Below are 22123 nucleotides of genomic sequence, written 5' to 3'. Positions count from 1 at the left end.
CGCGGGGGAGATAGAACATGACTGCACTTGTCATTGCTGAACACGACAATCAATCGATCAAGGCCGCCACGCTGAACGCCGTGACGGCTGCTGCCCAGTGCGGCGGCGACGTCCACGTGCTGGTGGCCGGTTCCAACGCCAAGGCCGCGGCCGACGCCGCCGCGAAGATCGCCGGCGTGGCGAAGGTCCTGCTGGCCGATGCACCGTACTTTGCCGACGGCCTGGCCGAAAACGTGGGTGAGCAGATCCTGGCCATCGCCAGCGACTACTCGCACATCGTTGCTCCGGCGACTGCTTCGGGCAAGAACATCCTGCCGCGCGTGGCTGCCAAGCTGGACGTGGCACAACTGTCGGACATCACCAAGGTCGACTCGCCCGATACGTTCGAGCGTCCGATCTACGCCGGCAACGCCATCGCCACGGTCAAGTCGGAAGACAAGATCAAGGTGATCACGGTACGTGGCACGGCATTCGACCCGGCTGCCACAGAAGGTGGCTCGGCCAGCGTGGAAACGCTACCGGCCGTGGCCGACGCGGGCATCTCGCAATTCGTGTCGCGTGAAGTGACCAAGAGCGACCGTCCGGAACTGACCGCCGCCAAGATCATCGTCTCGGGTGGCCGTGGCGTGGGTTCGGGCGAGAACTACACCAAGGTGCTGACCCCGCTGGCCGACAAGCTCGGCGCGGCGCTGGGCGCATCGCGTGCGGCAGTCGATGCCGGCTTCGTGCCGAACGACTACCAGGTGGGCCAGACTGGCAAGATCGTGGCACCGCAGCTGTACATCGCCGTCGGTATCTCCGGCGCGATCCAGCATCTGGCCGGCATGAAGGACTCCAAGGTGATCGTCGCGATCAACAAGGACGCGGAAGCCCCGATCTTCTCGGTGGCGGACTACGGCCTGGTGGGCGACCTGAACACCGTGGTGCCCGAGCTGGTGGCCGCACTGGGCTGATCAAGCCCGACCGGCCGGTTCGACATCGCATTGAACCGGCCGCAGTAGAAAAACGACAAAGCCGTTCCGGGGTGGATTCCCGCGAGCGGCTTTTTTGCAGGATCGTGGAGACATACGATGACCTACCGCGCACCACTCAAGGACATGCTGTTCGTCATGAACGAACTGGCAGGGCTTGAACAGATCAGCCAGTTGCCCGGCTATGAAGAGGCAACGCCCGATACGGCCCAGGCCGTGCTCGAGGAAGCCGCCAAGTTCAACGAGCAGGTGGTGGCGCCATTGAACCGCGCGGGGGATCTCAACCCCAGCAGCTGGAAGGACGGCGTGGTTACCACCACGGCCGGTTTCAAGGATGCCTTCCGCCAGTTCGGCGAGGGCGGCTGGCAAGGCGTGCTCCATCCGCCTGAATTCGAGGGCCAAGGGCTGCCCAAGCTGGTGGCTACGCCGTGCATCGAAATGTTGAATGCCGCGAACCTGTCGTTCGCGCTGTGCCCGCTGCTGACCGATGGTGCCATCGAGGCGCTGCTGACGGCTGGCACCGATGCCCAGAAGCAACTGTTCCTGCCTAAGCTGATCTCCGGCGAATGGACGGGCACGATGAACCTGACCGAGCCGCAGGCCGGTTCGGATCTGGCTGCGGTGCGCACGCGCGCCGAGCCGCAGGGCGACGGCACGTTCAAGATCTTCGGCACCAAGATTTTCATTACGTACGGCGAGCACGACATGGCGGACAACATCGTCCACCTGGTGCTGGCGCGCACGCCTGATGCGCCCGAGGGCGTGAAGGGTATTTCGCTGTTCATTGTCCCGAAGTTCAAGCTGAACGCGGATGGTTCGCTGGGCGAGCGCAACGACGTACATTGCGTGTCGATCGAGCACAAGCTCGGTATCAAGGCCAGTCCGACTGCCGTACTGCAGTTTGGCGATCATGGCGGCGCCATCGGTACGCTGGTGGGCGAGGAAAATCGCGGCCTCGAGTACATGTTCATCATGATGAACTCGGCGCGCTTCGCCGTGGGCATGCAGGGTATTGCCGTATCGGAACGGGCCTATCAGCAAGCCGTGGCCTATGCGAAGGATCGCGTACAGAGCCGTCCCGTCGATGGATCGGCGCGCGAGGCCGTGACGATCATTCACCATCCGGACGTCAAGCGCATGCTGATGACGATGCGCGCGCTGATCGAAGGCGCGCGCAGCGTGGCCTACGTGGCTGCCGCAGCGAGCGACGTCGCGCATCAGCATTCCGATGAAGCGGTGCGCAAGCAGAACATGGCGCTCTACGAATTCCTGGTGCCGGTGGTGAAGGGCTGGAGCACCGAGCTGTCGATCGACGTGACGAGCCTGGGCGTGCAGGTGCACGGTGGCATGGGCTTCATCGAGGAAACGGGCGCGGCGCAACACTATCGCGACGCGCGCATCCTGCCGATCTACGAAGGCACCACCGCCATTCAGGCCAATGACCTGGTTGGTCGCAAGACAGTGCGTGACGGTGGCGCTGTGGCCCGTGCCATCTGCGCGAAGATCGCCGAAACGGAAGCGGAACTTGGCAAGCACAGCTGCGCGTCGTTCAAGGCCGTGCAGGCACAGCTCAAGCAGGGGCGCGAATCGCTGGAGGCAGTGGTGCAGTTCGTGGTGGGTACCACCAAGGGCGACCCGAATGCGGTGTTTGCCGGTAGCGTGCCGTACCTGAAGCTCTGCGGCATCGTGCTGTCGGGCTGGCAACTGGGCCGCGCCATGCTGGCGGCCGATGCCAAGCGTGCGGAAGATCCGGCATTCCACGAAGCCAAGATCGCCACTGCGCATTTCTTTGCCCAGCACATCCTGTCGCAGGCTTCGTCGCTGCGCGCCGCGATCGTGGAAGGCGCGGAGCCGGTCAATGCCATGACGGTCGATCAGTTCTGATCACGAATCACGTCGCAAACAAAAAGGGCGGCCCGCGAGGGTCGCCCTTTTTGCATGGGGAGGCCGGAATCAGGCCGTGGCAGGACGCGGCACGTGATGGGTCCGCGGCTGCTTGCGATAGCGGTCTACCGACAGGTCATCGGCACGAATTGCCGGGCGCGTGCCCGACACCAGATCAGCCAGCAGTTGGCCCGAACCGCAGGCCATCGTCCAGCCCAGCGTACCGTGGCCCGTGTTGAGCCACAGGCCGCGAATGCCGGCAGGCCCAACGACCGGTGTGCCGTCCGGGGTCATCGGCCGCAGGCCGGTCCAGAACGTGGCGCGGCTCACATCGCCGGCGCCGGGGAATAGATCGGTCACCACGTGCTCAAGCGTACGGCGCTTGTTCGGGTCGAGCGAGCGGTCATAACCTACGATCTGTGCCATGCCACCCACGCGGATACGGTCGTCGAAGCGCGTGATCGCCACCTTGTAGGTTTCGTCGAGCACCGTCGATACCGGGCTCTTGTCGGCATCGAGCAGCGGTACCGTGATCGAAAAACCCTTGAGCGGATAAACCGGCAGGTTCGACAGGCCCGGCAGCACGTGCTTCACGAACGGCGTGGACCAGCTGCCCAGGGCGACCACCACGACATCGGCCGTCATGGGTTTGCCGTCGACGACAGCGCCGGTAACGGCGTCGCCAGTGGTCAGCAGCCCGTCGATCGAACGGTTGTAGAGAAACTGCACGCCGATCGATGTGGCCAAGGCCGCCAGCCGTTCTGTAAACAGCTGGCAATCCCCGGTTTCATCGTTGGGCAGGCGCAAACCGCCAGCCAGCTTCTGGCCGGCAGCGGCAAGCGCCGGTTCGCTCGCGCCGAGGTCTTCGCGCGAGAGCAATTCGTAGGGCACGCCGGCTTCCTCGAGCACGGCTATATCGCGTGCGGCGGCTTCCAGCTGTGCATCGGTCCGGAATACCTGCAATGTTCCCTGCTGGCGGCCTTCATAGGCGATGCCGGTCTCGGCGCGCAGCGCACGGATGCAGTCACGGCTGTATTCAGCCAGCCGGACCATCCGTTCCTTGTTGACGGCGTAGCGGTCGGCCGTGCAGTTCTGCAGCATCTGCCACATCCACTGCAGCTGGAACAGCGTGCCATCAGGTTTGATGGTCAACGGCGCATGTTCCTGGAACATCCACTTGATGGCCTTGAGCGGCACGCCCGGCGCCGCCCACGGCGATGCATAGCCCGGAGAGATCTGGCCGGCATTGGCAAAGCTGGTGCCCAGCGCGGGGCCGCCTTCGCGGTCCACCACGGTCACTTCGTGACCGGCTCGGGCCAGATACCACGCACTGGTGACGCCGATCACGCCACTGCCAAGAACAAGAACGCGCATTTTTCGGAAGCTCCGTACTGCCAGAAAGGGCTATGGAAGAATTCGCTTCTATACTATTGGCTTCAAGGCAGTCATAGTTCGTGAATATTTTAGGAAAACAGGAAAAAATCATGAGAACAAGCCGTCAGCCGGTACGTGCGCTGGACCGCCTGGATCGAAAGATCCTTTCGGTGCTGCAGGCCGACGGCCGGATATCGATGAAGGACCTGGCGGAAGCGGTGGGATTGACGATTACCCCGTGCATCGAGCGCGTGAAACGGCTGGAGCGTGACGGCGTGATCATGGGCTACTACGCCCGCCTGAATCCGGCATTGCTGGGCAGTGCGCTGCTGGTGTTCGTCGAGATCTCGCTGAACAACAAGTCGGGCAATATGTTCGAGCAGTTCCGGCGCGAGGTATTGCGCATTCCCGAGGTGCTGGAATGCCATCTGGTGTCAGGTGATTTCGACTATCTGATCAAGGCTCGCATCCGGGAAATCGGCGAATACCGCCGGCTGCTGGGCGATATTCTGCTGCAGCTGCCAGGCGCCGCGCAGTCGAAGAGCTATGTGGTGATGGAGGAGATCAAGGAGACGCTGGCGATTGCCGTCGATGGCAGAGAAAGCGGAGTTTCTAGCACCGCGTGAAAATCGGCATTGGGGTTGTATTGCCGATACTGTATATTTATACAGTATTCCGGATTCGATCAGCCCCCGAGTTTTCATGCCCCCAAATCGCCCGCCGGGCGCGCATCCCACCAAGGGTCGCGGCGCCGTCAGCAATGTGCCGGGACGCTTCGAGCGCGACCAGCGCGATGCGTTCGATGACGGCTGGGCCGTACCTGCCGACAGCCAGGCCGATGGCGATGAGGCGCTGCCGCCGAAGCTCGTCACACGGGTCAGTATCGAGCAGGCCAAATCCATACTGACGCGCAATGCGTCACCTGACATCCCGTTCGATGTTTCCCTGAACCCTTATCGTGGCTGCGAGCACGGCTGCATCTACTGCTTTGCACGGCCCACGCACGCGTACCTGGACCTGTCGCCGGGACTCGATTTCGAAACGAAACTCTTTGCGAAGGCCAATGCGGCGGATCGGCTGCGAGAAGAACTGTCGAAGCCATCCTATCGCTGCGAGACGATTGCGCTCGGTGTGAACACCGACGCGTATCAACCGATCGAGCGCGAGCAGCGCATCACGCGCGGCGTTCTGGAATTACTGCGTGAAACGGACCACCCGGTGGCCCTGATTACCAAGTCGTCGCTGATCGAGCGCGATATCGACCTGTTGGCACCGATGGCGGCGCAGCGGCTTGCCGTTGCCGCTGTCACGATTACCACGCTCGATGCCGATCTGGCGCGCACGCTGGAACCGCGTGCCGCCACGCCATCGCGCAGGTTGCGCACGATCCGTGAACTGACCGATGCCGGCATTCCCGTGGGCGTAAGCGTGGCGCCGGTCATTCCGTTCATCACGGAACCCGATCTCGAACGGATTCTGGAAGCCGCGCACGAGGCCGGCGCGGTCTATGCGAACTACATCGTGCTGAGGTTGCCGTGGGAGGTGCGCCCGCTGTTCCAGGAATGGCTGCAGGCGCATTTTCCCGACCGTGCCGAGCGGGTCATGAACCGCGTACGCGAAATGCGCGGCGGCAAGGACTATGACGCCGATTTCGCCTCGCGCATGCGCGGCACGGGAATCTGGGCCGAGCTTATCCGGCAACGCTTTTACAAGGCCGCCGACCGTCTCGGGTTTCGCTATAACCGCTTTGAACTCGATAGGTCGCGGTTCAGGCCGCCGCCCAGGCCAACGCGGCCAGGCGTTGGCGGCGACAGGCAGGGCTCGCTTTTCTGAGTTTCTTTGCGGGCCGAGGCCGATTGTTTGAGGCTGTCGTCGATCATGCGGCAGGCCAGTTCCAGCGCGGCCTTGGCATTACTCGGCGGCAGGCCCGACGACATGGCCAGTCGCACGGCGATTGCCGCCAGACGTCCTTCCTCGTAGCTGGGATGTTCCATCTGCGTCTCCTTCGCAACTCCGCGTGTCGCAGCGCTGCCTGTTATCCGGACCTAAGCAGTATGGTTGATTCGCGCACGAGCGGAAGGTTCATCTCGGACCCGCTGGGGGTTAGATCAAAACCAGTATGCGAGAGCCAATGCCGCGTGTGAACAGGCGTGCTTTTTCTATTCCTGCGACAGCGCCTTGGCGGCTTCCACCTGTGACTCGAAGAAGGTCTGGAAGCTGATGGCCAGCCCTGCCATCAGCAGGCCGGTACCGATCATGAGCGAAAGGATTACCAGGATGACCACCGGCCATCCCGAACGTGTTGGTGTGCCATGCGCGTTATAGCGGGCGTCCCATTTATCGTCCGGGCGCAAGCCGAACACGATGGCAGTCAGGAAGGACGCGATGATCGATGCGCCGCCTGCCACTGCAAACACCCAGTTCAGTGGCGTGCTGCCCACGCCAAGGATCATCGACGCCACGCCCAGCGCTCCGGCCGCCGTGGCCAGCAGATGGACCCAGCCGAACAGGTCGCGCAGGCCCTTCAGGTAGAAACGGTGCGCACCCAGGCAGCCGAACAGGAACGCCAGCGCGACGGTGATCAGTTTCGATTTTCCGCATGGCGTCTGGGACACCTCAGGCGGGCGGACGGGTTCGCGGGGAATGGCGGGGGCTTGGCTGGCGGCAGGCATCGTAGGCGAGGCGATTGGGGTATCCCTGGGATGCCGGCGGCATCGGCGCACATTGTAGCGTCAGGACGGCCAGATGACGGTCAGCACACGGGCTGCCAGTGCGGAGATATGCGTCTCGCTGTACAGCACAAGGGTCAGCAGCAGCATGAACAGCAGCGACAAAGACAACTGGCCCGTGTGCCGGGCCAGATCGTGAAGCAGGGGAGACATGATGAACCTCGACAAGTCATTCTTGTGGAGGCCGCGCCCAGCCTCGGGGCCTGGCAGTGGGTGCCGGGCAGAGGCAGGTCAGGTCGATTGCCGTCTGCGCAACGACGGCACGCTGGGCGACCCCGGACAGCGCCGGGCGGCAGCCTGTGCGGCGTTTTCTTGCGCGCACTGAAGAGTGACAACAAAAAACGGCCGGAAGTTCCGGCCGTCTTGAAGGTAATCGCTGGGGTGGCGCATCAGCGTCCGCCGTCGCGGCCTCGCGCCTGCCACCCTGGGCCGACATTGGCGGGGCGCATCTCCGTCCCGCGGATCGATCCATCGCCGCCGTTGTTGCGGTCGACGTTGCCCGGCTGGCGCGTGGCGCGATCGTCGCCCTGATTGCCGGGGCCTTGCGGACGCCCGCTGAGCCGGTCGTCATTGCGTGCGCGCTTTTCCATCCGATCGATCTGGGCTTGCACGTGGTCACGGTTTTCCGCTCGGACGCTTGCGACCTCCCAGCCGGCACCTACGCGGCCCATGCGGACCGGATGCTCGGCGAAGGCGCGCTGCCAGAAGGCAACTTGTGCGTGGCTGGTGGCGACAGTCCCAACCAGGCCGATAACGGCCACGGTACCAGCCACCAGATGGCGCAGGTGGGGGCGGGTAAGCATGTGGAATCCCAAAGTCCTGTAGCAGGTGATGAGTCAGGCGTTGGGTTCATGGTACGCAGGGAGTCTGTGATGGCCTATGCGAAACCCGTTACCGGTGTAACGGATTGTTTCGTCATTTTTGCCAACTTTGGCGCGTCCGCTGCAAAGCCGCCAGCCGCCTGCTTTGGCGGCGATTGGAGCGCGATTTCAGGGTGCATAGCGGATGCGGTAGATGGCATCGGCCATGTCGTCGCTGACCAACAGTGAGCCGTCCGGGGCAACCTGGACATCGACGGGTCGGCCCCAAGGAATGCCTCCCTGCAGCCAGCCCTCGGCAAACACTTCCTGGCGCAACACGCGGCCATTATCGTCCAGCACCACGCGCATGATGCGGTAGCCGCTGCGTTCGGAGCGATTCCAACTGCCGTGCTCGGCAATGAAGATATTGTTCTGCTGGTATTCGGCCGGAAACTGCGTGCCCGTATAGAACCGCATGCCGAGCGCGGCCACGTGCGCGCCCAGTTTGGCGACGGGCGGAACGAATGCGGAGCAGGGGCGCTGCTTGCCGAAATCCGGGTCGGCAATGTCTCCCGCGTGGCAATAGGGGTAGCCGAAATGCTGGCCGGCTTGTGTCAGTCGGTTCAGTTCGTCATCGGGTTGGTCGTCGCCCAGCCAGTCGCGGCCATTGTCCGTGAACCAGAGTTCATGGCTGACGGGATGCCAGGCAAAGCCGACTGTGTTGCGCACTCCCTTGGCTACCACCTGAAGGTCCGTGCCGTCGGCCTTCATCTTCATGATGTTGGCGTAGCGGTTTTCATCGCGCGCGCAGATGTTGCAGGGCGCGCCGACCGGTACATAGAGATAGCCATCCGGCCCGAACGCAATGAATTTCCACCCGTGGTGCGTTTCGGTCGGAAATTTGTCGGAGACCGTGACGGGCTTCGGCGGCGAATCGAGGCGCGTCTCGATATCGTCCAGTCGAACGATCCTTGAAGTGGACGACACATAGAGCGCGCCGTCGCGGAATGCCACGCCTACCGGCATGTTCAGGCCCGACGCAATCACGCGTGGCTTCGGGCGGGCAGCCAGCGGGGCCGCCAGCGCGTACACTTTACCCTCGCCGCGACTGCCCACGAAGAGTGTGCCCTGCGGCGACAGTGTCATGCCCCGTGCACCGGGAACATCGTCGGTAAGTACGTCGATGTGGAATCCCGGTGGCAGCTTGATTCGGTCCACCGGCGGCGACGCATGGGCAAGCTGGACGCAAACGGCGGCCAGGCTGAATGCGGTCATCGTCCGGATTACGCGGACAATGCTGGAAAAGTGTCGATTTGGACGCACGGCATTCCTCCGGTTCGCGGTTTTCGCCACGATGCTATGCCGCAAGTGTTGCGTCAACAGCGCTTCGAAGCGGCCATGCAGTGCTGGAAAGCCCTAAGTGTTTGTTTGGACTCGGGAAGTGGGCTATACTCTTGCGTTTCGTGTTCGCACACCCCGTTTTTTCGAGGAATTAACATGGTCGTAATCCGTCTGGCTCGCGGCGGCAGCAAGAAGCGCCCGTTCTTCAATATCGTTGCTACCGATTCGCGCAACCGTCGCGATGGCCGCTTCATTGAGCGCGTTGGCTTCTACAACCCGCTGGCTTCCGAAAAGGAAGAAGGCCTGCGCGTGGTGCAGGACCGTCTGGCCTACTGGCAAGGCGTTGGCGCCCAACTGTCGCCGACCGTTGCCCGTCTGGTCAAGCAAGCCGCCGCCAAGGCCGCTGCCTGATAGCTGTACAGGCGCACCGTCACTGGTGCGCATTGACGCGTAAAGACGCTCCGCCAACGTGACTGGCAATGCCACCGGCCGCAAGCCGCTGAATCTGTCGACTGCTGCCACACAAGGTGGTGCCGCGGGCCGGCCGGCTAAGCTGCCCGCCTCGCTGCTGTTTACAGATAGCTTGCCCGACGATCTCGTCGAGGTTGGCTACGTGGGTGCGGCTTATGGCATCCGGGGCTGGATCAAGGTCCAGCCGCATGCGGACGACGCCTCCGCATTGCTTCATGCCCGCCGTTGGTGGCTGCTGCGTGCGCCGCCTACTGGCGTGGTGTCGGCACCAGCACAGGCGGCGGAAGCTGTCAGCGTCAAAATTTCCCAGTCGCGGGAGCACAGCGGTACCGTGGTGGCGCAAGCCACCGGCGTTTCGGATCGCAATCTGGCTGAAATGCTCAAGGGCCGCCGCGTCTGGATTCGGCGTACGGATTTTCCCGCGCCGGAAGAAGGTGAGTTTTACTGGGTCGACCTGATCGGTTGCGCCGTAGTCAACGAGCAGGGCGAAGCGCTCGGCGAAGTGACCGGCCTGATCGATAACGGTGCCCACCAGATTCTTCAGGTGGCCTACCAGCTGCCGGACGGCAATGCCGCGGAGCGGCTGATCCCGTTTGTCGATGCATTCCTGCGCACGGTCGATACCTCGGCCCGGCGCATCGTCGTCGACTGGGGGCTGGACTACTGAAGTTCCTGAATTGCCATCAAGGGAGGCGCGGATGCAGTTCGATGTAATCACGCTGTTTCCCGAGATGTTCCGTGCGCTGACCGACTGGGGAATCACCAGCCGGGCGGCAAAGCAGCAGCGTTACGCGCTGCGTGCCTGGAATCCCCGCGACTTCACGGTCGACAACTACCGGACGATCGACGATCGCCCTTACGGCGGCGGCCCCGGCATGGTGATGTTGGCCAAGCCACTGGAAGATGCGCTCGACGCCGCTGGCGCGGCACAGTCGGACGCGGGTGTCGAAAGGCCGCATGTAGTGCTGATGTCGCCGCAAGGCGCAACGCTGACGCATGCCAAGGTCATGGAGCTGGCACAACGGCCCGGTCTGGTGCTGCTGTGCGGGCGCTACGAGGCGATCGATCAACGCCTGATCGACCGTCGCGTGGACGAGGAAATCAGCCTCGGCGATTTTGTGCTGTCGGGTGGCGAACTGCCCGCGATGGCACTGATCGACGCGGTGGTGAGGCATCTGCCCGGCGTGCTGGGCGATGCGCAGTCGGCGGTGCAGGACAGCTTTGTCAACGGCCTGCTCGACTGTCCGCACTACACGCGGCCGGAAGAATATGAAGGTGTGCGGGTGCCCGATGTGTTGCTCGGGGGCCATCATGCCGAGATTGAAAAATGGCGACGCCAACAGGCGTTGGCCAATACCGCGCAAAAGCGGCCCGATCTGATCGTGGCGGCGCGCGCGCAAGGGTTGTTGTCCAAGGCCGACGAGAAGTATCTGTCGACCCTGGCGGCGAAAGTAGGGCAGGAGTTCGCTCCTGCCAAGTGAAACCCCATCCTCTGCCGGGGCCCGAACACGGGTATAACGCCGGTACGATGGTTAAGGAGAAAACGATGAACCTCATCGAGCAAATCGAGAAGGAAGAGATCGCGCGTCTGACCGCGAACAAGACCATCCCCGCATTCGCACCTGGCGACACCGTGATCGTCAACGTGAACGTGGTGGAAGGTAACCGCAAGCGCGTGCAGGCTTACGAAGGCGTGGTGATCGCCAAGCGTAACCGTGGTCTGAACAGCTCCTTCATCGTGCGCAAGATCTCGTCGGGTGAAGGCGTGGAACGTACGTTCCAGCTGTACTCGCCGCTGATCGCCGGCATCGAAGTGAAGCGTCGCGGTGACGTCCGTCGCGCGAAGCTGTACTACCTGCGCGAGCGTTCGGGCAAGTCGGCACGTATCAAGGAAAAGCTGGTGACGAAGGCCAAGGCGGCCGTCGCTGCCGAGTAAGCTTTACCTGCCGGGCGCCGGGAAACCGGTGCCATGCCGGAATTGCGAAGGACACCCTCGGGTGTCCTTTTTGCATTTCCGGGGCCGGGTTTCGGCTATGGCTGTCGGTTGTCGTACCCCGCCGTGCATCCCGGGGCGCTCGGTTGTGTTGCGATGCAACAATCCTCGGTTCTGTCATACTTGACGCCGTTATGCGCCCCAAATTCGACCCCGAGGCATTGCCGGTCGTCGAGACCGACAGTCGCCGCGCGCCGCTTACCGCGCCGCGCATGCAACCCGATTTCATCCGGCACCGGTTGCTCCTGCCGCCGGCCTGGGAGCCTGAGCTCACCGATGAATCGCGTGTCTATGACAGATCCCGCGGACTGCGCGAAGCCGCCGTGCTGGTTCCACTGGTGGAGCGCGGTGACGGGCTGACCGTCCTGCTGACCGAGCGCAACGCCAACCTGAACGCACACGCCGGCCAGATCAGTTTTCCCGGCGGCAGGCAGGAAACCTACGACGCGGACCGCATTGCCACGGCGCTGCGGGAAACCGAGGAAGAAATCGGTCTTCAGCGCGACTTTATCGAGGTGCTGGGATCGTTGCCCGACTACATCACTGGCACCGGTTATCACGTCAGTCCGATCGTCGGACTCGTGCATCCCGGGTTCACGTTGCAGGCCGATGCCGGTGAAGTGGCCGATATCTTCGAGGTGCCGCTGGCATTCCTGATGGACCCGTCGCGGCATGAACGCAGGCTGTTGCGCTGGGAGGGCGGGGAGCGCCAGTTCTATTCGATGCCGTATCCGCGTGAAGGCGGCGGCCATCGCTTCATCTGGGGCGCGACGGCGGGCATGCTACGCAACCTCTATCACCTACTGGCGGCCTGAAGGTTCGGCCGCTTTTAAGACGGTCTCTCAGGCCGCGGCGGCGTCCGCGCAGTGCGGGCAGCTCTTGCCCACCACATACTTTGGAAGCTGCTGTTCTTCCGGCGTCACCACGGCGCGGCAGGCAAAGCACTGCACCGGTCCGGCGGGTTCCAGATTCGGATTCAGCGCGGTTCGGTAGTCGAACACGAAGCAGTCACCGTGGTAGTGGCTGCCCCCGACTTCCTCGAAATACTTGAGGATGCCACCTTCGAGCTGGTAGACGCGCTCGATGCCCACTTCCTGCATATGGATGGCCGCCTTTTCGCAGCGGATGCCGCCCGTGCAGAATGACACCACCGTCTTGCCCTCCAGCGATGCCTTGTTCTCGGCCACGGCAGGCGGGAAGTCGCTGAACTTTGTGATGTTGTATTCGACGGCTTTGTCGAACGTGCCCACCGCCACTTCGAAATCGTTGCGCGTATCGAGCATCACCACAGGGCGGCCTTCGTCGTCGTGGCCCTGGTCCAGCCATCGCTTGAGATCCACCGGCCGCACAGACGGCGCGCGACCCGCTTCGGGGCGGATCAGCGGCATCTTCATGGTGATGATCTCCTTCTTGGCGCGCACCAGCATGCGCTTGAAGGGCTGGTGGTCCGACAGGCTTTCCTTGGGCGCGATATCGGCAAAGCGCGCATCGGCATGCAGCCAGACCATGAAGCCGTCGATTTGCTCGCGGGTACCGGCCAGGAACATGTTGATGCCTTCCGGCGCGAGCAGGATCGTGCCTTTCAGGCCCACCGCCTCGCAGCGCTCGCGCATGGCGGGGCGCAGGGTCTCGATATCCTCGAGCGTGACGAACTTGTAAGCCGAAATATTGACGATCTGCATGGAGCGACGCTGCCTGGCCGGGGTGTCTGGACGCCCCGGTAACTGCCTGATTGGAAAGGCGAAATTATAGCCGCTCATTGACGTCCCCGATACCCGTTGCGGCCGGTTGGCCAGCGGTGCGGCGCATGCCCGGCACGGCGCCACTTTGCGAAAACTCTCAGAGTGAGGGGCGAGGGGAGCCGGTACAATGGCGCCCTATGTCCGCACCCCGCTTCGTACACCTTCGCCTGCATTCCGAATATTCGGTCGTGGACGGCATCGTCCGCCTCGATGACGCCGTCAAGGCCGCCGCCAAAGATGGCATGGGCGCGCTTGCGCTGACCGACCTTGCCAATGCCTTTGGCCTGATCCGCTTCTACAAGGAAGCGCGCGGCGGCGGCGTCAAGCCGGTCGTCGGCGCCGACGTCTGGCTGACCAACGCCGATGACCGCGACAAGCCTGCACGCATGCAGCTGCTTGTGCAGGACCGCATTGGCTACCTGAATCTCTGCACGCTGCTTTCCCGCGCGTGGCTGAACAACCAGTATCGCGGCAGGGCCGAGCTGGAGCCGGCCTGGTTCGATGAGCCGGGCGAGGAAGGCCTGCCCCAGGCCACCGGCCTGATCGCGCTGTCGGGCGCGATGGGCGGCGATGTGGGCCAGGCCCTGGCAAACGGCAATCCGGAAGGCGCCCGGCGCGCCGCGGAGCACTGGGCGCGCGTGTTCCCGCAGCGCTTCTATATCGAGCTGCAGCGCGCGGGCCATGCCGGCACCGAAGCCTACATTCAGCAGGCCGTGCAACTGGCGGCATCGCTGCAACTGCCGGTGGTGGCGACGCATCCGGTGCAGTTCATGACGCCGGACGATTTCACGGCGCATGAGGCGCGTGTCTGTATTGCCGAAGGCGAGCTGCTGGCCAATCCGCGCCGTACGCGCCGGTTCACGACCGACCAGTATTTCAAGACGCAGGACGAGATGTGCGCGCTGTTTGCCGACATTCCGAGTGCGTTGCAGAACTCGGTCGAAATCGCCAAGCGCTGCAACCTGACACTGGAACTGGGCAAGCCGCGCCTGCCGCTGTTTCCAACGCCCGATGGCATGTCTCTGGACGACTACCTCGTCTTCATGGCCAAGGACGGTCTGGAGAAGCGTCTCGCCGTGCTGTTCCCGGACGAGGCCGAGCGCGAACGCAAGCGTCCCGAGTATTACGCACGACTCGAATTCGAGACCGGCACCATCATCAAGATGGGCTTCCCGGGCTACTTCCTGATCGTGGCGGACTTTATCAACTGGGCCAAGAACAACGGCGTGCCTGTCGGGCCGGGCCGTGGCTCCGGTGCCGGCTCGCTGGTGGCCTACGCACTCGGTATTACCGATCTCGATCCGCTCAAGTACGCGCTGCTGTTCGAGCGTTTCCTGAATCCTGAGCGGGTCTCGATGCCCGACTTCGATATCGACTTCTGCCAGCACGGCCGCGACCGCGTGATCACGTACGTGAAGGAGAAGTACGGCAAGGACGCCGTGTCGCAGATCGCCACGTTTGGCACGATGGCGGCCAAGGCAGCGGTGCGTGACGTGGGCCGCGTGCTCGATCTTGGCTATGGCTTCGTCGACAGCGTGGCCAAGCTGATTCCGTTCAAGCCGGGCAAGCTGGTGACGCTCGAGGAAGCGAAGAAGGAAGAGCCGGCGCTGGCCGAGCGCGAGCGCAATGAAGAAGAAGTGCGCCAGCTGCTGGAGCTGGCGCAGCGCGTGGAGGGCATGACGCGTAACGTCGGCATGCACGCCGGCGGCGTGCTGATCGCGCCGGGACAGCTCACCGACTTCTGCCCGCTCTATACGCAGGGCACCGACGGCATGAGCGGTGTGGTGAGCCAGTACGACAAGGACGACGTGGAAGCGGCCGGCCTGGTCAAGTTCGACTTTCTGGGCCTGACCACGCTGACGATCCTGGACTGGGCCGAGCGCTATATCCGGCGCCTGGACCCGAGCAAGGCCGACTGGAATTGCAGCCAGATCCCGCTCGACGACAGCCCCGCGTTCGACATCCTCAAGAGCGCCAACACGGTAGCGGTGTTTCAGCTGGAAAGCCGCGGCATGCAGGGCATGCTCAAGGACGCCAAGCCTGACCGCTTCGAGGACATCATCGCGCTCGTGGCGCTCTATCGCCCGGGCCCGATGGACCTGATCCCGAGCTTCTGCGCCCGGAAGCACGGCCGCGAGAAGGTCGAGTATCCCGATCCGCGCGTCGAACCCGTGCTCAAGGAGACCTACGGCATCATGGTCTACCAGGAGCAGGTGATGCAGATGGCGCAGATCATCGGCGGTTACTCGCTCGGTGGCGCCGATTTGCTGCGTCGTGCAATGGGTAAGAAGAAGGCCGAGGAAATGGCGAAGCATCGCGAGCTGTTCCGCGAGGGCGCCGACAAGAACGGACTGACCGCGCAGCAGGCCGACGATATCTTCGACCTGATGGAAAAGTTCGCGGGCTATGGTTTCAACAAGTCGCACGCGGCCGCCTATGCGCTGCTGGCGTACTACACGGCCTGGCTCAAGGCGCACCATCCGGCGGAATTCCTCGCGGCCAACATGTCGCTGGCGATGGACGACACGGACAAGGTCAAGATCCTCTACGAGGATTGCCGCCTGAACAGCATCAAGGTGCTGCCGCCGGACGTCAATGCCAGCGAATACCGTTTTGCCCCAACCGACGCCAAGACCATTCGCTATGGCCTGGGTGGCATCAAGGGCTCCGGCCAGGGTGCCATCGAAGACATCCTGCGCGCACGCGAGGAAAAGCCGTTCGAGGACCTGTTCGATTTCTGCGACCGTGTGGACCGTCGCCAGGTCAACCGCCGCACGATCGAGGCGCTGATTCGTGCCGGGGCGTTCGACAGCCTCAATGACAACCGCGCGCAGTTGCTGGCTTCGGTGTCCATCGCTATGGAGGCGGCCGAGCAGAAGGCCGAGTCGGCCAACCAGGTGTCGCTGTTCGATCTCATGGATGACGCTGGCGATTCACACCGGCCGGAACTGATCGACGAGCCGCGCTGGTCGCCCAAGCGCACGCTGCAGGAAGAAAAGCAGGCGCTCGGCTATTACTTTTCGGGCCACCTCTTCGACGCCTCGCGCGACGAGGTGCGCAAGTTCGTCAAGGGCACGCTGGGCGCGCTGGAAAAGGAAGTGCAGGGCAACGGCGGCGGCTATGGCCGCGATGTCCGCGGCAAGGTGATTGCCGGCGTGATCATGGGCGTGCGCACGCAGATGACGCAGCGTGGCAAGCTGATCATCGTCATGATCGACGATGGCACGGCGCAGATCGAAATGACCGTGTTCAACGAGCTGTACGATGCCAATCGCCACATGTTCCGCGAAGACGAGCTGATCATCGCCCAGGGCAATGCCCGACACGATACGTTCACGGGCGGCGTGCGCTTTACGGCCGAATCCGTCATGGATATGGCCTCGGCGCGGGCGCGCTATGCGCAGGCCGTCGAACTCAAGTTCGACCATCGCGCCAGCCTGCCGCGTCTGCGTGAACTGCTGGAGCCGATCCTGGCCAACGGCCAGGAGCCTGGGGCCGGCGTGCGCGTGCGCATTGCCTATTCGAGTGCCGGTGCAAGTTGCGCGACGATGCTCGGCGAGCGGTGGCGGGTGATGCCTTCCGACGAGGCGCTGGCTGGCCTGCGCAGTGAGTTGGGTGACGAGTGCGCGCGGGTGGATTACGACTGAACGCCGATAGGGCGAACGGAGCGAAAAAAATGGCCGCCTGTGTGGGCGGCCATTTTTATGTGGCGTCGGCGATCATCGAGTGACCACGGTGGTCGTATCGCGGCGCGCCGCCGTCAGGCCAATATCGGCCGTGCACTGCTTCGAGGTCAGTCGTTCCAGCACACGCTGCTTGTTGACGTTTTCAGTGGCTCGCACGGCTTCCTTGTGCCAGAGGTGCAGGACCTCGGTCGCAAAAAAGCCCATGCGGCGCGGTATGCCAGCGTTGTGCAGCCGGGCGACGAAGTCCGCGTCTTCGTGGCCCCACCCCGTGAAGGTGCTGTCGAAGCCATCGATATGCTCGATGTCGCGCTTCCAGGCGGCCAGGTTGCAGCCCTTGATGCGCCGCCATTTGAAGGCCTCGACGTCACGTCCCGGCAGCCAGTTCCAGTGGGCGGCCAGCGGCAGCACTTTGTTGACCTGGCCGCGCAGGCGCGCAGCCAGCCAGAATCCGACGCCCTGGCGTTGCAGCGGAACCTGGCGCGCTTCCACGTCGGCGGTCAGCGCCGGTCCGAGCAGGATGCGGCTGCCAGTCATCATCGCTCCGGGCATTGCCAGGTCGCCATGCCGGCGCACAAAGTCCCGCTGCGGTACGCAATCCCCATCGATAAAGATCAGATAGTCGCCCGATGCCTCGGCGATGGCCTTGTTGCGGATTTCGGCAAGCCGGAACCCGGTATCGGGATGCCACACATGCACCACGGGCACGTTCGATGAGGCGCGCGCCTGTTCCACAACCTCGCGGGTGGCTGGCTGCGAGCCGTCGTCGGCCACGATGATCTCGACCGGCGCCGTTTCCTGGTCGAGGCAGCCGCCGAGCACCAGCGACAGGGCCGCCGGGCGGTTGTACGTGCTGACGATCAGGCTGATGCGCGGGGCAGCGGTCATTTGCTGTGCATCATCCAGAGCTTCAGATAACGGTAGTAGGTACCTTCAGCATTGGTGACCGCCAGCATGAATCCCTGCTTGCCGTCCAGGAAGCCGCGCCGGATGACGTAGGTGCGGATAAACGCCCAGAAGCCGCGGAAAATGGCCTTGCCGAACGAGCTGCGCTTGCCTTGCTCGAACATCGTCAGCGCGCCGGCGCTGGAATACTGGTTGGCCTTGTCGACGGCCTCGGTGATGTCCGTGATCGCGTTGTGCACGATGGTTTCGGACAGCTTGCCGGTGGTGCCGGGCACCTCGACGTGCGTATGGGTGCGCACGTCGGTGAAATGGCCCTTGTCCCGGCGGAACAGGCGGACGATGCGGTCGGGCCACCAGCCCGAGTGGCGCATGAAGCGGCCGCAGAAAAAGGAGCTGCGCGGCGTGGAGAACGCATCGTGCGGGCTGCCTTCGTCGAGCAGGCGGCTGATGCGCTGGTAAAGCTCGGGGCTGACCCGTTCGTCGGCGTCGAGCGACAGCACCCAATCCCCCTTGGCCAGGTTCAGCGCGCGGTTCTTCTGCGGGCCGTCACCGGGCCAGTCCGTTTCCACCACGATCGCGCCAAGGTCGCGGCACAGCTGCGGCGTGCCATCGGTGCTGCCAGAGTCGAAAACGATCACTTCGGAAGCGAGTCCCTTGACCGATTCGATGCAGGGCTGGATATCGTGAGCCTCGTTCATGGCAACAATGATCGTGCTCAGTGTTGCGCGGCGAGGGGATTGCGGGGCTGTCATGTTCTGGTTGGACCCTGGTATGGCTTAAATCGAGTGGGCGGGGGTGGCGGCTTGCGTGGTAGCCACGCGGCGGCTCGCGGTGGCCGGCGCCGCGGCGCGTCGTGATTCCACTGCCCAGAAATGGGCGAACACGGCAAAGACGTAGAAGGCCACGACAACCTGGCGGTCGAACACGCAGTCCGTGAACGCAAACAACGGGAATGTAATGGCGATGGTCAGTCCCGCGCTTTCCCAAGCCAGGCTGGCACCGTTGCGGCGAGCCTGTCGCAGGCGTCTGACGAAATAGACGAGTGGTGCGCCAAACATCCACAACAATTGCGCCAGGCCGATCAGGCCGCCTGTTGCCAGCGCGCACAGGTATTCGTTGTGGGCGTGGTCGAAGATGCTGATGTCCTGCGGGGCCTTGCCCTCGGCGATCAGCTCACGCGAAGCATCGCCAAAATGGCCCAGGCCGACCCCGGTGACGGGGTGCGCCGCGAAGATGTCCGCGGCGCTGTGCCACAGGCTCAGGCGCTGGCCGGTGGAGGTCTGGGTCTTGCCGTGCGTCCAGAGCTGTATCTCGATCGCCGTCGATTCCATGCGGTCGCGCAGCGGCGGATAGAGGGTGATCGTGGCGAACGCCGCGATTACCACGGACGCGGCGATCAGCGCGCCACGCCAGCGTTTGCCGCGTCGCGCCGGGTCCGTGAAATTAATCCAGCCAAGCACGCAGATCACCACCAGGGCTACCAGCATCGGCGCGCGGCTTTGCGTCAGCGCCGCGCATCCCAGGGTCAGCACGCTGGCCCCGATCGTCAGCGCCTTTTGCCGGCGCGCCATATTGCCGAACTTGGCAAGGGCCAGCATCAGCAGGGCAATCGCCACCATCGACAACGAATACTTGATCGCGCCGGAAGTTGTCGTTTCCGGGTTGAAGCCGTATGTGCCATATGGGCGGACGATGTGCAGTACGAACCGCTGCACAAGCAACACGGCGCTGGCTACCAGTGCCGCGGCGCCCAATCCCAGGCACCATTCCCGCATGCGCCGTGGCAGCATGATGCCGCAGACCGCCATCAGCGCGTACAGCAGGTAGTGGACGGCGTTGTCCATGCTCGATCCCTTGCTGCCCAGAAACAGGATGTGGGCGGCCGAGAACGGGATGTACGAGAGAAAGGCGGCGAACAGCCACTTGTGTTGCCACACCACCTGACGGGCCAGCGGCTGGCGCACCAGTATGTACAGGCCGGCCACTCCCAGGATGGCAAAGACGACATCCCGGAACACGCCCGGGACGATCAGCGCCAGGGGTAGTAAGGCCATGACCCACGTCAGCAGGCGCTCGTTGCGCGACGCGATGCGCGTAGACATACCAAATTCAACAGGCATCGGATAAGGCGATAGGGAAAACGGATAGAATGCTGCCTGTTTCAGGCCACGGAGCGGTTACAAATGCCGCTTCATACGTATCCAGAAAACCGGGCCGAAGCAACGTCAGGCTCACAGCAGGTGGGTCAAATGTAGGCTAAGCGGCCTACACGAACTCGGCATTATAGCGCTATTGATTCGGCGCCCCGCCCGGCGACGCGATCCCTGCGACCGTCCATCCGCCGCAATCCCAAAACGCAGAAGCGAGGAATCTTTTGACATCCAACACAGAATCGACCAAGCAGGACCGGCAGGAGGATTCGTCGTCCACGCTCATGCGCCGACTCTGGTCTTACCTGCGCCCTGAACTGAGAATCTTCATCGCGGCCATTGTGGCGATGGCGGTGGTGGCGGCCAGCGAAGGTATCATTCCGAAGGTCGTCAACGACCTGCTGGACCACGGTTTCGGCGGCGATTACGCCGGCAAGCTCTGGCACGTGCCCGCCATTCTGACCGGGGTGGCCGTGATTCGCGGTGTGGCTCAGTTTGCCTCGGGGTACCTGCTGAACCTGATCTCGAACCGGGTTCTGTTCAAGATGCGCATGCAGATGTTCGAGCGCATGCTTCAGGCGCCGGCGCAGTTCTTCTACAAGAATCCGGCCGCATCGCTGATCAACTCGGTCATCTTCGAGGTCAACCAGGTGCTGCAGATCCTGACTGGCGTGTTTATTACGCTGGTGCGCGATTCGCTGACCGTGGTGGCCCTGCTGATCTACCTGTTCTACACGAACTGGAAGCTGACGCTGGTGGTGGCGGTGATCCTGCCCGTGATCGGTTTCCTGATGTCCAAGGTCAACAAGCGCCTGCGCCGCCTCAACCGCGACCACCAGACCCTGACCAATAGCGCCGCCTATGTTGTGGAAGAGGCCGCCGGCGGTTACAAGGTGGTGAAGCTGCATGGCGGCGAGGCCTATGAATTGTCCCGTTTCGAGACGATGGCCAACCGGCTCAAGTCCTATTCGATGCGGATGGCGGTGGCCGGTGGCCTGAACCAGCCGGTAACGGCCTTCCTGGCCGCGCTGGCGCTGTCAGTGGTGATTACGATCGCAATGGTGCAGGCGCAGGGCAACCAGACCACGGTGGGCGGCTTCACGGGCTTTGTGATGGCGATGCTGCTGCTGATCTCGCCGCTCAAGCACCTGACCGACCTGAACCAGCCGCTGACGCGCGGCCTGACGGCGGCCGAGATGATCTTCCGGCTGATCGACGAACATATCGAACCGCAGGAAGGCGGCCGGTCGATCGACCGCGCGCGGGGCGACCTGGCTTTCCGCTCGGTTTCGTTCGGCTATGCCGAATCGGCCAAGCCGGCGCTGCAGGGCATTGACCTGCACGTGCGGGCGGGCGAAGTGGTGGCACTGGTCGGCCCCTCGGGCAGCGGCAAGACCTCGCTCGTGAACTTGTTGCCGCGCTTTTTCGAGCCGACGTCGGGCGCCATCCACCTGGATGGCCATCCGGTGACCGATATCAACCTGCGCGACCTGCGTCGCCAGATTGCCTTCGTCAGCCAGGACGTGGTGCTGTTCAACGACACCGTGGCGGCCAATGTGGCCTACGGCGCCACCACCCAGGACGCGATCGACATGGACCGCGTCAAGCGCGCGCTGGCAGCCGCGCACCTGACCGATGTGGTCAACGCATTGCCGGAAGGGCTGAACACGAATATCGGCGATAACGGCATGAAGCTGTCCGGCGGCCAGCGCCAGCGCATGGCCATTGCGCGTGCCATCTACAAGGATGCGCCGATCCTGATTCTGGACGAGGCCACGTCGGCGCTCGATTCCGAATCGGAACGTCAGGTGCAATCCGCGCTGGAGGCGCTGATGGTGGGGCGCACCACGCTGGTGATCGCCCACCGCCTGTCCACGATCGAAAACGCGGACCGCATCGTCGTGCTCGACCACGGCAAGGTGGCCGAATCCGGTACGCACGACGAACTGCTCCAGGCCAACGGGCTGTACGCTGGCCTGCACCGGATCCAGTTCTCCACGCAGGAACTGGCGGCCTGACCGGTCAGCAGCTTCGGCGGCACGAAAAAATGGCGGTGAGCCCTTTCGGGGCTTCACCGCC

Annotated in this window: 20 protein-coding genes; 11 read left to right on the top strand and 9 right to left on the bottom strand. The window is 63.4% G+C overall.

Going from position 1 to position 22123, the window contains the following annotated elements; genetic code table 11:
- The first annotated feature begins 17 nt into the window (after positions 1-17).
- Positions 18-953, top strand: coding sequence for an electron transfer flavoprotein subunit alpha/FixB family protein (locus AC3FLX_RS19200; protein WP_488698888.1), 936 nt, complete (start codon positions 18-20; stop codon positions 951-953).
- Between the two features lie 117 nt (positions 954-1070).
- The gene (locus tag AC3FLX_RS19195) at positions 1071-2855 is read left to right on the top strand and encodes an acyl-CoA dehydrogenase (RefSeq protein ID WP_488698887.1); all 1785 of its coding nucleotides are present in this window, start codon (positions 1071-1073) and stop codon (positions 2853-2855) included.
- A 69-nt stretch (positions 2856-2924) separates the two neighbouring features.
- On the opposite strand, the gene AC3FLX_RS19190 is transcribed toward AC3FLX_RS19195, so the two are convergent.
- Complete coding sequence (locus tag AC3FLX_RS19190; RefSeq protein WP_488698886.1) at positions 2925-4229, bottom strand: D-amino acid dehydrogenase; 1305 nt, start codon at positions 4227-4229, stop codon at positions 2925-2927.
- A gap of 110 nt (positions 4230-4339) precedes the next feature.
- Here AC3FLX_RS19190 and AC3FLX_RS19185 point away from each other — a divergent pair, with 110 nt between their 5' ends.
- Complete coding sequence (locus tag AC3FLX_RS19185; protein ID WP_488698885.1) at positions 4340-4855, top strand: Lrp/AsnC ligand binding domain-containing protein; 516 nt, start codon at positions 4340-4342, stop codon at positions 4853-4855.
- A gap of 76 nt (positions 4856-4931) precedes the next feature.
- Complete coding sequence (locus AC3FLX_RS19180; RefSeq protein WP_488698884.1) at positions 4932-6062, top strand: PA0069 family radical SAM protein; 1131 nt, start codon at positions 4932-4934, stop codon at positions 6060-6062.
- Between the two features lie 326 nt (positions 6063-6388).
- Here the strand turns inward: AC3FLX_RS19180 and AC3FLX_RS19175 are convergent, their stop codons facing one another.
- The 4 genes from AC3FLX_RS19175 to AC3FLX_RS19160 all read right to left on the bottom strand — a co-directional run bounded on the left by AC3FLX_RS19175 (position 6389) and on the right by AC3FLX_RS19160 (position 9033).
- Positions 6389-6901 (bottom strand): TM2 domain-containing protein, encoded by a 513-nt coding sequence (locus AC3FLX_RS19175; RefSeq protein WP_488698883.1) that lies wholly within the window; start codon positions 6899-6901, stop codon positions 6389-6391.
- A 60-nt stretch (positions 6902-6961) separates the two neighbouring features.
- Positions 6962-7111, bottom strand: a complete 150-nt coding sequence (locus AC3FLX_RS19170; protein ID WP_488698882.1) for a hypothetical protein — start codon at positions 7109-7111, stop codon at positions 6962-6964.
- A gap of 236 nt (positions 7112-7347) precedes the next feature.
- A complete protein-coding gene (locus tag AC3FLX_RS19165; RefSeq protein WP_488698881.1) occupies positions 7348-7761 on the bottom strand; it encodes a hypothetical protein in 414 nt (137 codons plus the stop codon).
- Positions 7762-7947: 186 nt separating this feature from the next.
- Positions 7948-9033, bottom strand: a complete 1086-nt coding sequence (locus AC3FLX_RS19160; protein ID WP_488698880.1) for a PQQ-dependent sugar dehydrogenase — start codon at positions 9031-9033, stop codon at positions 7948-7950.
- 222 nt (positions 9034-9255) lie between these two features.
- On the opposite strand from AC3FLX_RS19160, the gene rpsP reads away from it, so the two are divergent.
- The 5 genes from rpsP to AC3FLX_RS19135 all read left to right on the top strand — a co-directional run bounded on the left by rpsP (position 9256) and on the right by AC3FLX_RS19135 (position 12378).
- On the top strand, positions 9256-9510 hold the full coding sequence (gene rpsP / locus AC3FLX_RS19155) for a 30S ribosomal protein S16 (RefSeq protein WP_488698879.1): 255 nt from the start codon (positions 9256-9258) through the stop codon (positions 9508-9510).
- Positions 9511-9568: 58 nt separating this feature from the next.
- Positions 9569-10237 carry a ribosome maturation factor RimM gene (rimM, locus tag AC3FLX_RS19150; protein WP_488698878.1) on the top strand — a complete coding sequence of 223 codons (669 nt, stop codon included), beginning with the start codon at positions 9569-9571 and terminating at the stop codon, positions 10235-10237.
- A gap of 31 nt (positions 10238-10268) precedes the next feature.
- Complete coding sequence (trmD, locus tag AC3FLX_RS19145; RefSeq protein ID WP_488698877.1) at positions 10269-11051, top strand: tRNA (guanosine(37)-N1)-methyltransferase TrmD; 783 nt, start codon at positions 10269-10271, stop codon at positions 11049-11051.
- Positions 11052-11116: 65 nt separating this feature from the next.
- Positions 11117-11506, top strand: a complete 390-nt coding sequence (rplS, locus tag AC3FLX_RS19140; RefSeq protein WP_488698876.1) for a 50S ribosomal protein L19 — start codon at positions 11117-11119, stop codon at positions 11504-11506.
- Positions 11507-11697: 191 nt separating this feature from the next.
- On the top strand, positions 11698-12378 hold the full coding sequence (locus tag AC3FLX_RS19135; RefSeq protein ID WP_488698875.1) for a CoA pyrophosphatase: 681 nt from the start codon (positions 11698-11700) through the stop codon (positions 12376-12378).
- 27 nt (positions 12379-12405) lie between these two features.
- Here AC3FLX_RS19135 and AC3FLX_RS19130 read toward each other — a convergent pair whose 3' ends face one another.
- Positions 12406-13245, bottom strand: coding sequence for a sulfurtransferase (locus AC3FLX_RS19130; protein ID WP_488698874.1), 840 nt, complete (start codon positions 13243-13245; stop codon positions 12406-12408).
- A gap of 197 nt (positions 13246-13442) precedes the next feature.
- Here AC3FLX_RS19130 and dnaE point away from each other — a divergent pair, with 197 nt between their 5' ends.
- Positions 13443-16952, top strand: coding sequence for a DNA polymerase III subunit alpha (dnaE, locus tag AC3FLX_RS19125; RefSeq protein WP_488698873.1), 3510 nt, complete (start codon positions 13443-13445; stop codon positions 16950-16952).
- A 72-nt stretch (positions 16953-17024) separates the two neighbouring features.
- Here dnaE and AC3FLX_RS19120 read toward each other — a convergent pair whose 3' ends face one another.
- From AC3FLX_RS19120 to AC3FLX_RS19110, 3 genes are read right to left on the bottom strand one after another with little or no spacing between them, the layout of a single operon-like run.
- Complete coding sequence (locus AC3FLX_RS19120) at positions 17025-17876, bottom strand: glycosyltransferase family 2 protein (RefSeq protein WP_488698872.1); 852 nt, start codon at positions 17874-17876, stop codon at positions 17025-17027.
- Positions 17873-18646, bottom strand: a complete 774-nt coding sequence (locus tag AC3FLX_RS19115) for a glycosyltransferase family 2 protein (RefSeq protein ID WP_488698871.1) — start codon at positions 18644-18646, stop codon at positions 17873-17875. The genes AC3FLX_RS19120 and AC3FLX_RS19115 overlap by 4 nt, the downstream gene beginning before the upstream one ends.
- 24 nt (positions 18647-18670) lie before the next feature.
- Positions 18671-19996, bottom strand: a complete 1326-nt coding sequence (locus tag AC3FLX_RS19110; protein WP_488698870.1) for an O-antigen ligase family protein — start codon at positions 19994-19996, stop codon at positions 18671-18673.
- Positions 19997-20328: 332 nt separating this feature from the next.
- On the opposite strand from AC3FLX_RS19110, the gene msbA reads away from it, so the two are divergent.
- Positions 20329-22062: a lipid A export permease/ATP-binding protein MsbA gene (gene msbA / locus AC3FLX_RS19105; RefSeq protein ID WP_488698967.1), complete on the top strand. Its 1734-nt coding sequence runs from the start codon at positions 20329-20331 to the stop codon at positions 22060-22062.
- Positions 22063-22123 lie beyond the last annotated feature (61 nt).

The sequence above is a fragment of the Cupriavidus sp. 291-E7 genome (assembly GCF_057798835.1).
This window is presented reverse-complemented; position numbering and strand designations above follow the sequence as displayed.

What these genes read in the sequence shown, in the direction of transcription:
- AC3FLX_RS19200 (WP_488698888.1), top strand. Translation starts at nt 18, where the DNA reads ATGACTGCACTTGTCATTGCTGAACACGACAATCAATCGATCAAGGCC.
- AC3FLX_RS19195 (WP_488698887.1), top strand. Translation starts at nt 1,071, where the DNA reads ATGACCTACCGCGCACCACTCAAGGACATGCTGTTCGTCATGAACGAA.
- AC3FLX_RS19190 (WP_488698886.1), bottom strand. Translation starts at nt 4,229, where the DNA reads ATGCGCGTTCTTGTTCTTGGCAGTGGCGTGATCGGCGTCACCAGTGCG.
- AC3FLX_RS19185 (WP_488698885.1), top strand. Translation starts at nt 4,340, where the DNA reads ATGAGAACAAGCCGTCAGCCGGTACGTGCGCTGGACCGCCTGGATCGA.
- AC3FLX_RS19180 (WP_488698884.1), top strand. Translation starts at nt 4,932, where the DNA reads ATGCCCCCAAATCGCCCGCCGGGCGCGCATCCCACCAAGGGTCGCGGC.
- AC3FLX_RS19175 (WP_488698883.1), bottom strand. Translation starts at nt 6,901, where the DNA reads ATGCCTGCCGCCAGCCAAGCCCCCGCCATTCCCCGCGAACCCGTCCGC.
- AC3FLX_RS19170 (WP_488698882.1), bottom strand. Translation starts at nt 7,111, where the DNA reads ATGTCTCCCCTGCTTCACGATCTGGCCCGGCACACGGGCCAGTTGTCT.
- AC3FLX_RS19165 (WP_488698881.1), bottom strand. Translation starts at nt 7,761, where the DNA reads ATGCTTACCCGCCCCCACCTGCGCCATCTGGTGGCTGGTACCGTGGCC.
- AC3FLX_RS19160 (WP_488698880.1), bottom strand. Translation starts at nt 9,033, where the DNA reads ATGACCGCATTCAGCCTGGCCGCCGTTTGCGTCCAGCTTGCCCATGCG.
- rpsP (WP_488698879.1), top strand. Translation starts at nt 9,256, where the DNA reads ATGGTCGTAATCCGTCTGGCTCGCGGCGGCAGCAAGAAGCGCCCGTTC.
- trmD (WP_488698877.1), top strand. Translation starts at nt 10,269, where the DNA reads ATGCAGTTCGATGTAATCACGCTGTTTCCCGAGATGTTCCGTGCGCTG.
- rplS (WP_488698876.1), top strand. Translation starts at nt 11,117, where the DNA reads ATGAACCTCATCGAGCAAATCGAGAAGGAAGAGATCGCGCGTCTGACC.
- AC3FLX_RS19135 (WP_488698875.1), top strand. Translation starts at nt 11,698, where the DNA reads ATGCGCCCCAAATTCGACCCCGAGGCATTGCCGGTCGTCGAGACCGAC.
- AC3FLX_RS19130 (WP_488698874.1), bottom strand. Translation starts at nt 13,245, where the DNA reads ATGCAGATCGTCAATATTTCGGCTTACAAGTTCGTCACGCTCGAGGAT.
- dnaE (WP_488698873.1), top strand. Translation starts at nt 13,443, where the DNA reads ATGTCCGCACCCCGCTTCGTACACCTTCGCCTGCATTCCGAATATTCG.
- AC3FLX_RS19120 (WP_488698872.1), bottom strand. Translation starts at nt 17,876, where the DNA reads ATGACCGCTGCCCCGCGCATCAGCCTGATCGTCAGCACGTACAACCGC.
- AC3FLX_RS19115 (WP_488698871.1), bottom strand. Translation starts at nt 18,646, where the DNA reads ATGACAGCCCCGCAATCCCCTCGCCGCGCAACACTGAGCACGATCATT.
- AC3FLX_RS19110 (WP_488698870.1), bottom strand. Translation starts at nt 19,996, where the DNA reads ATGTCTACGCGCATCGCGTCGCGCAACGAGCGCCTGCTGACGTGGGTC.
- msbA (WP_488698967.1), top strand. Translation starts at nt 20,329, where the DNA reads ATGCGCCGACTCTGGTCTTACCTGCGCCCTGAACTGAGAATCTTCATC.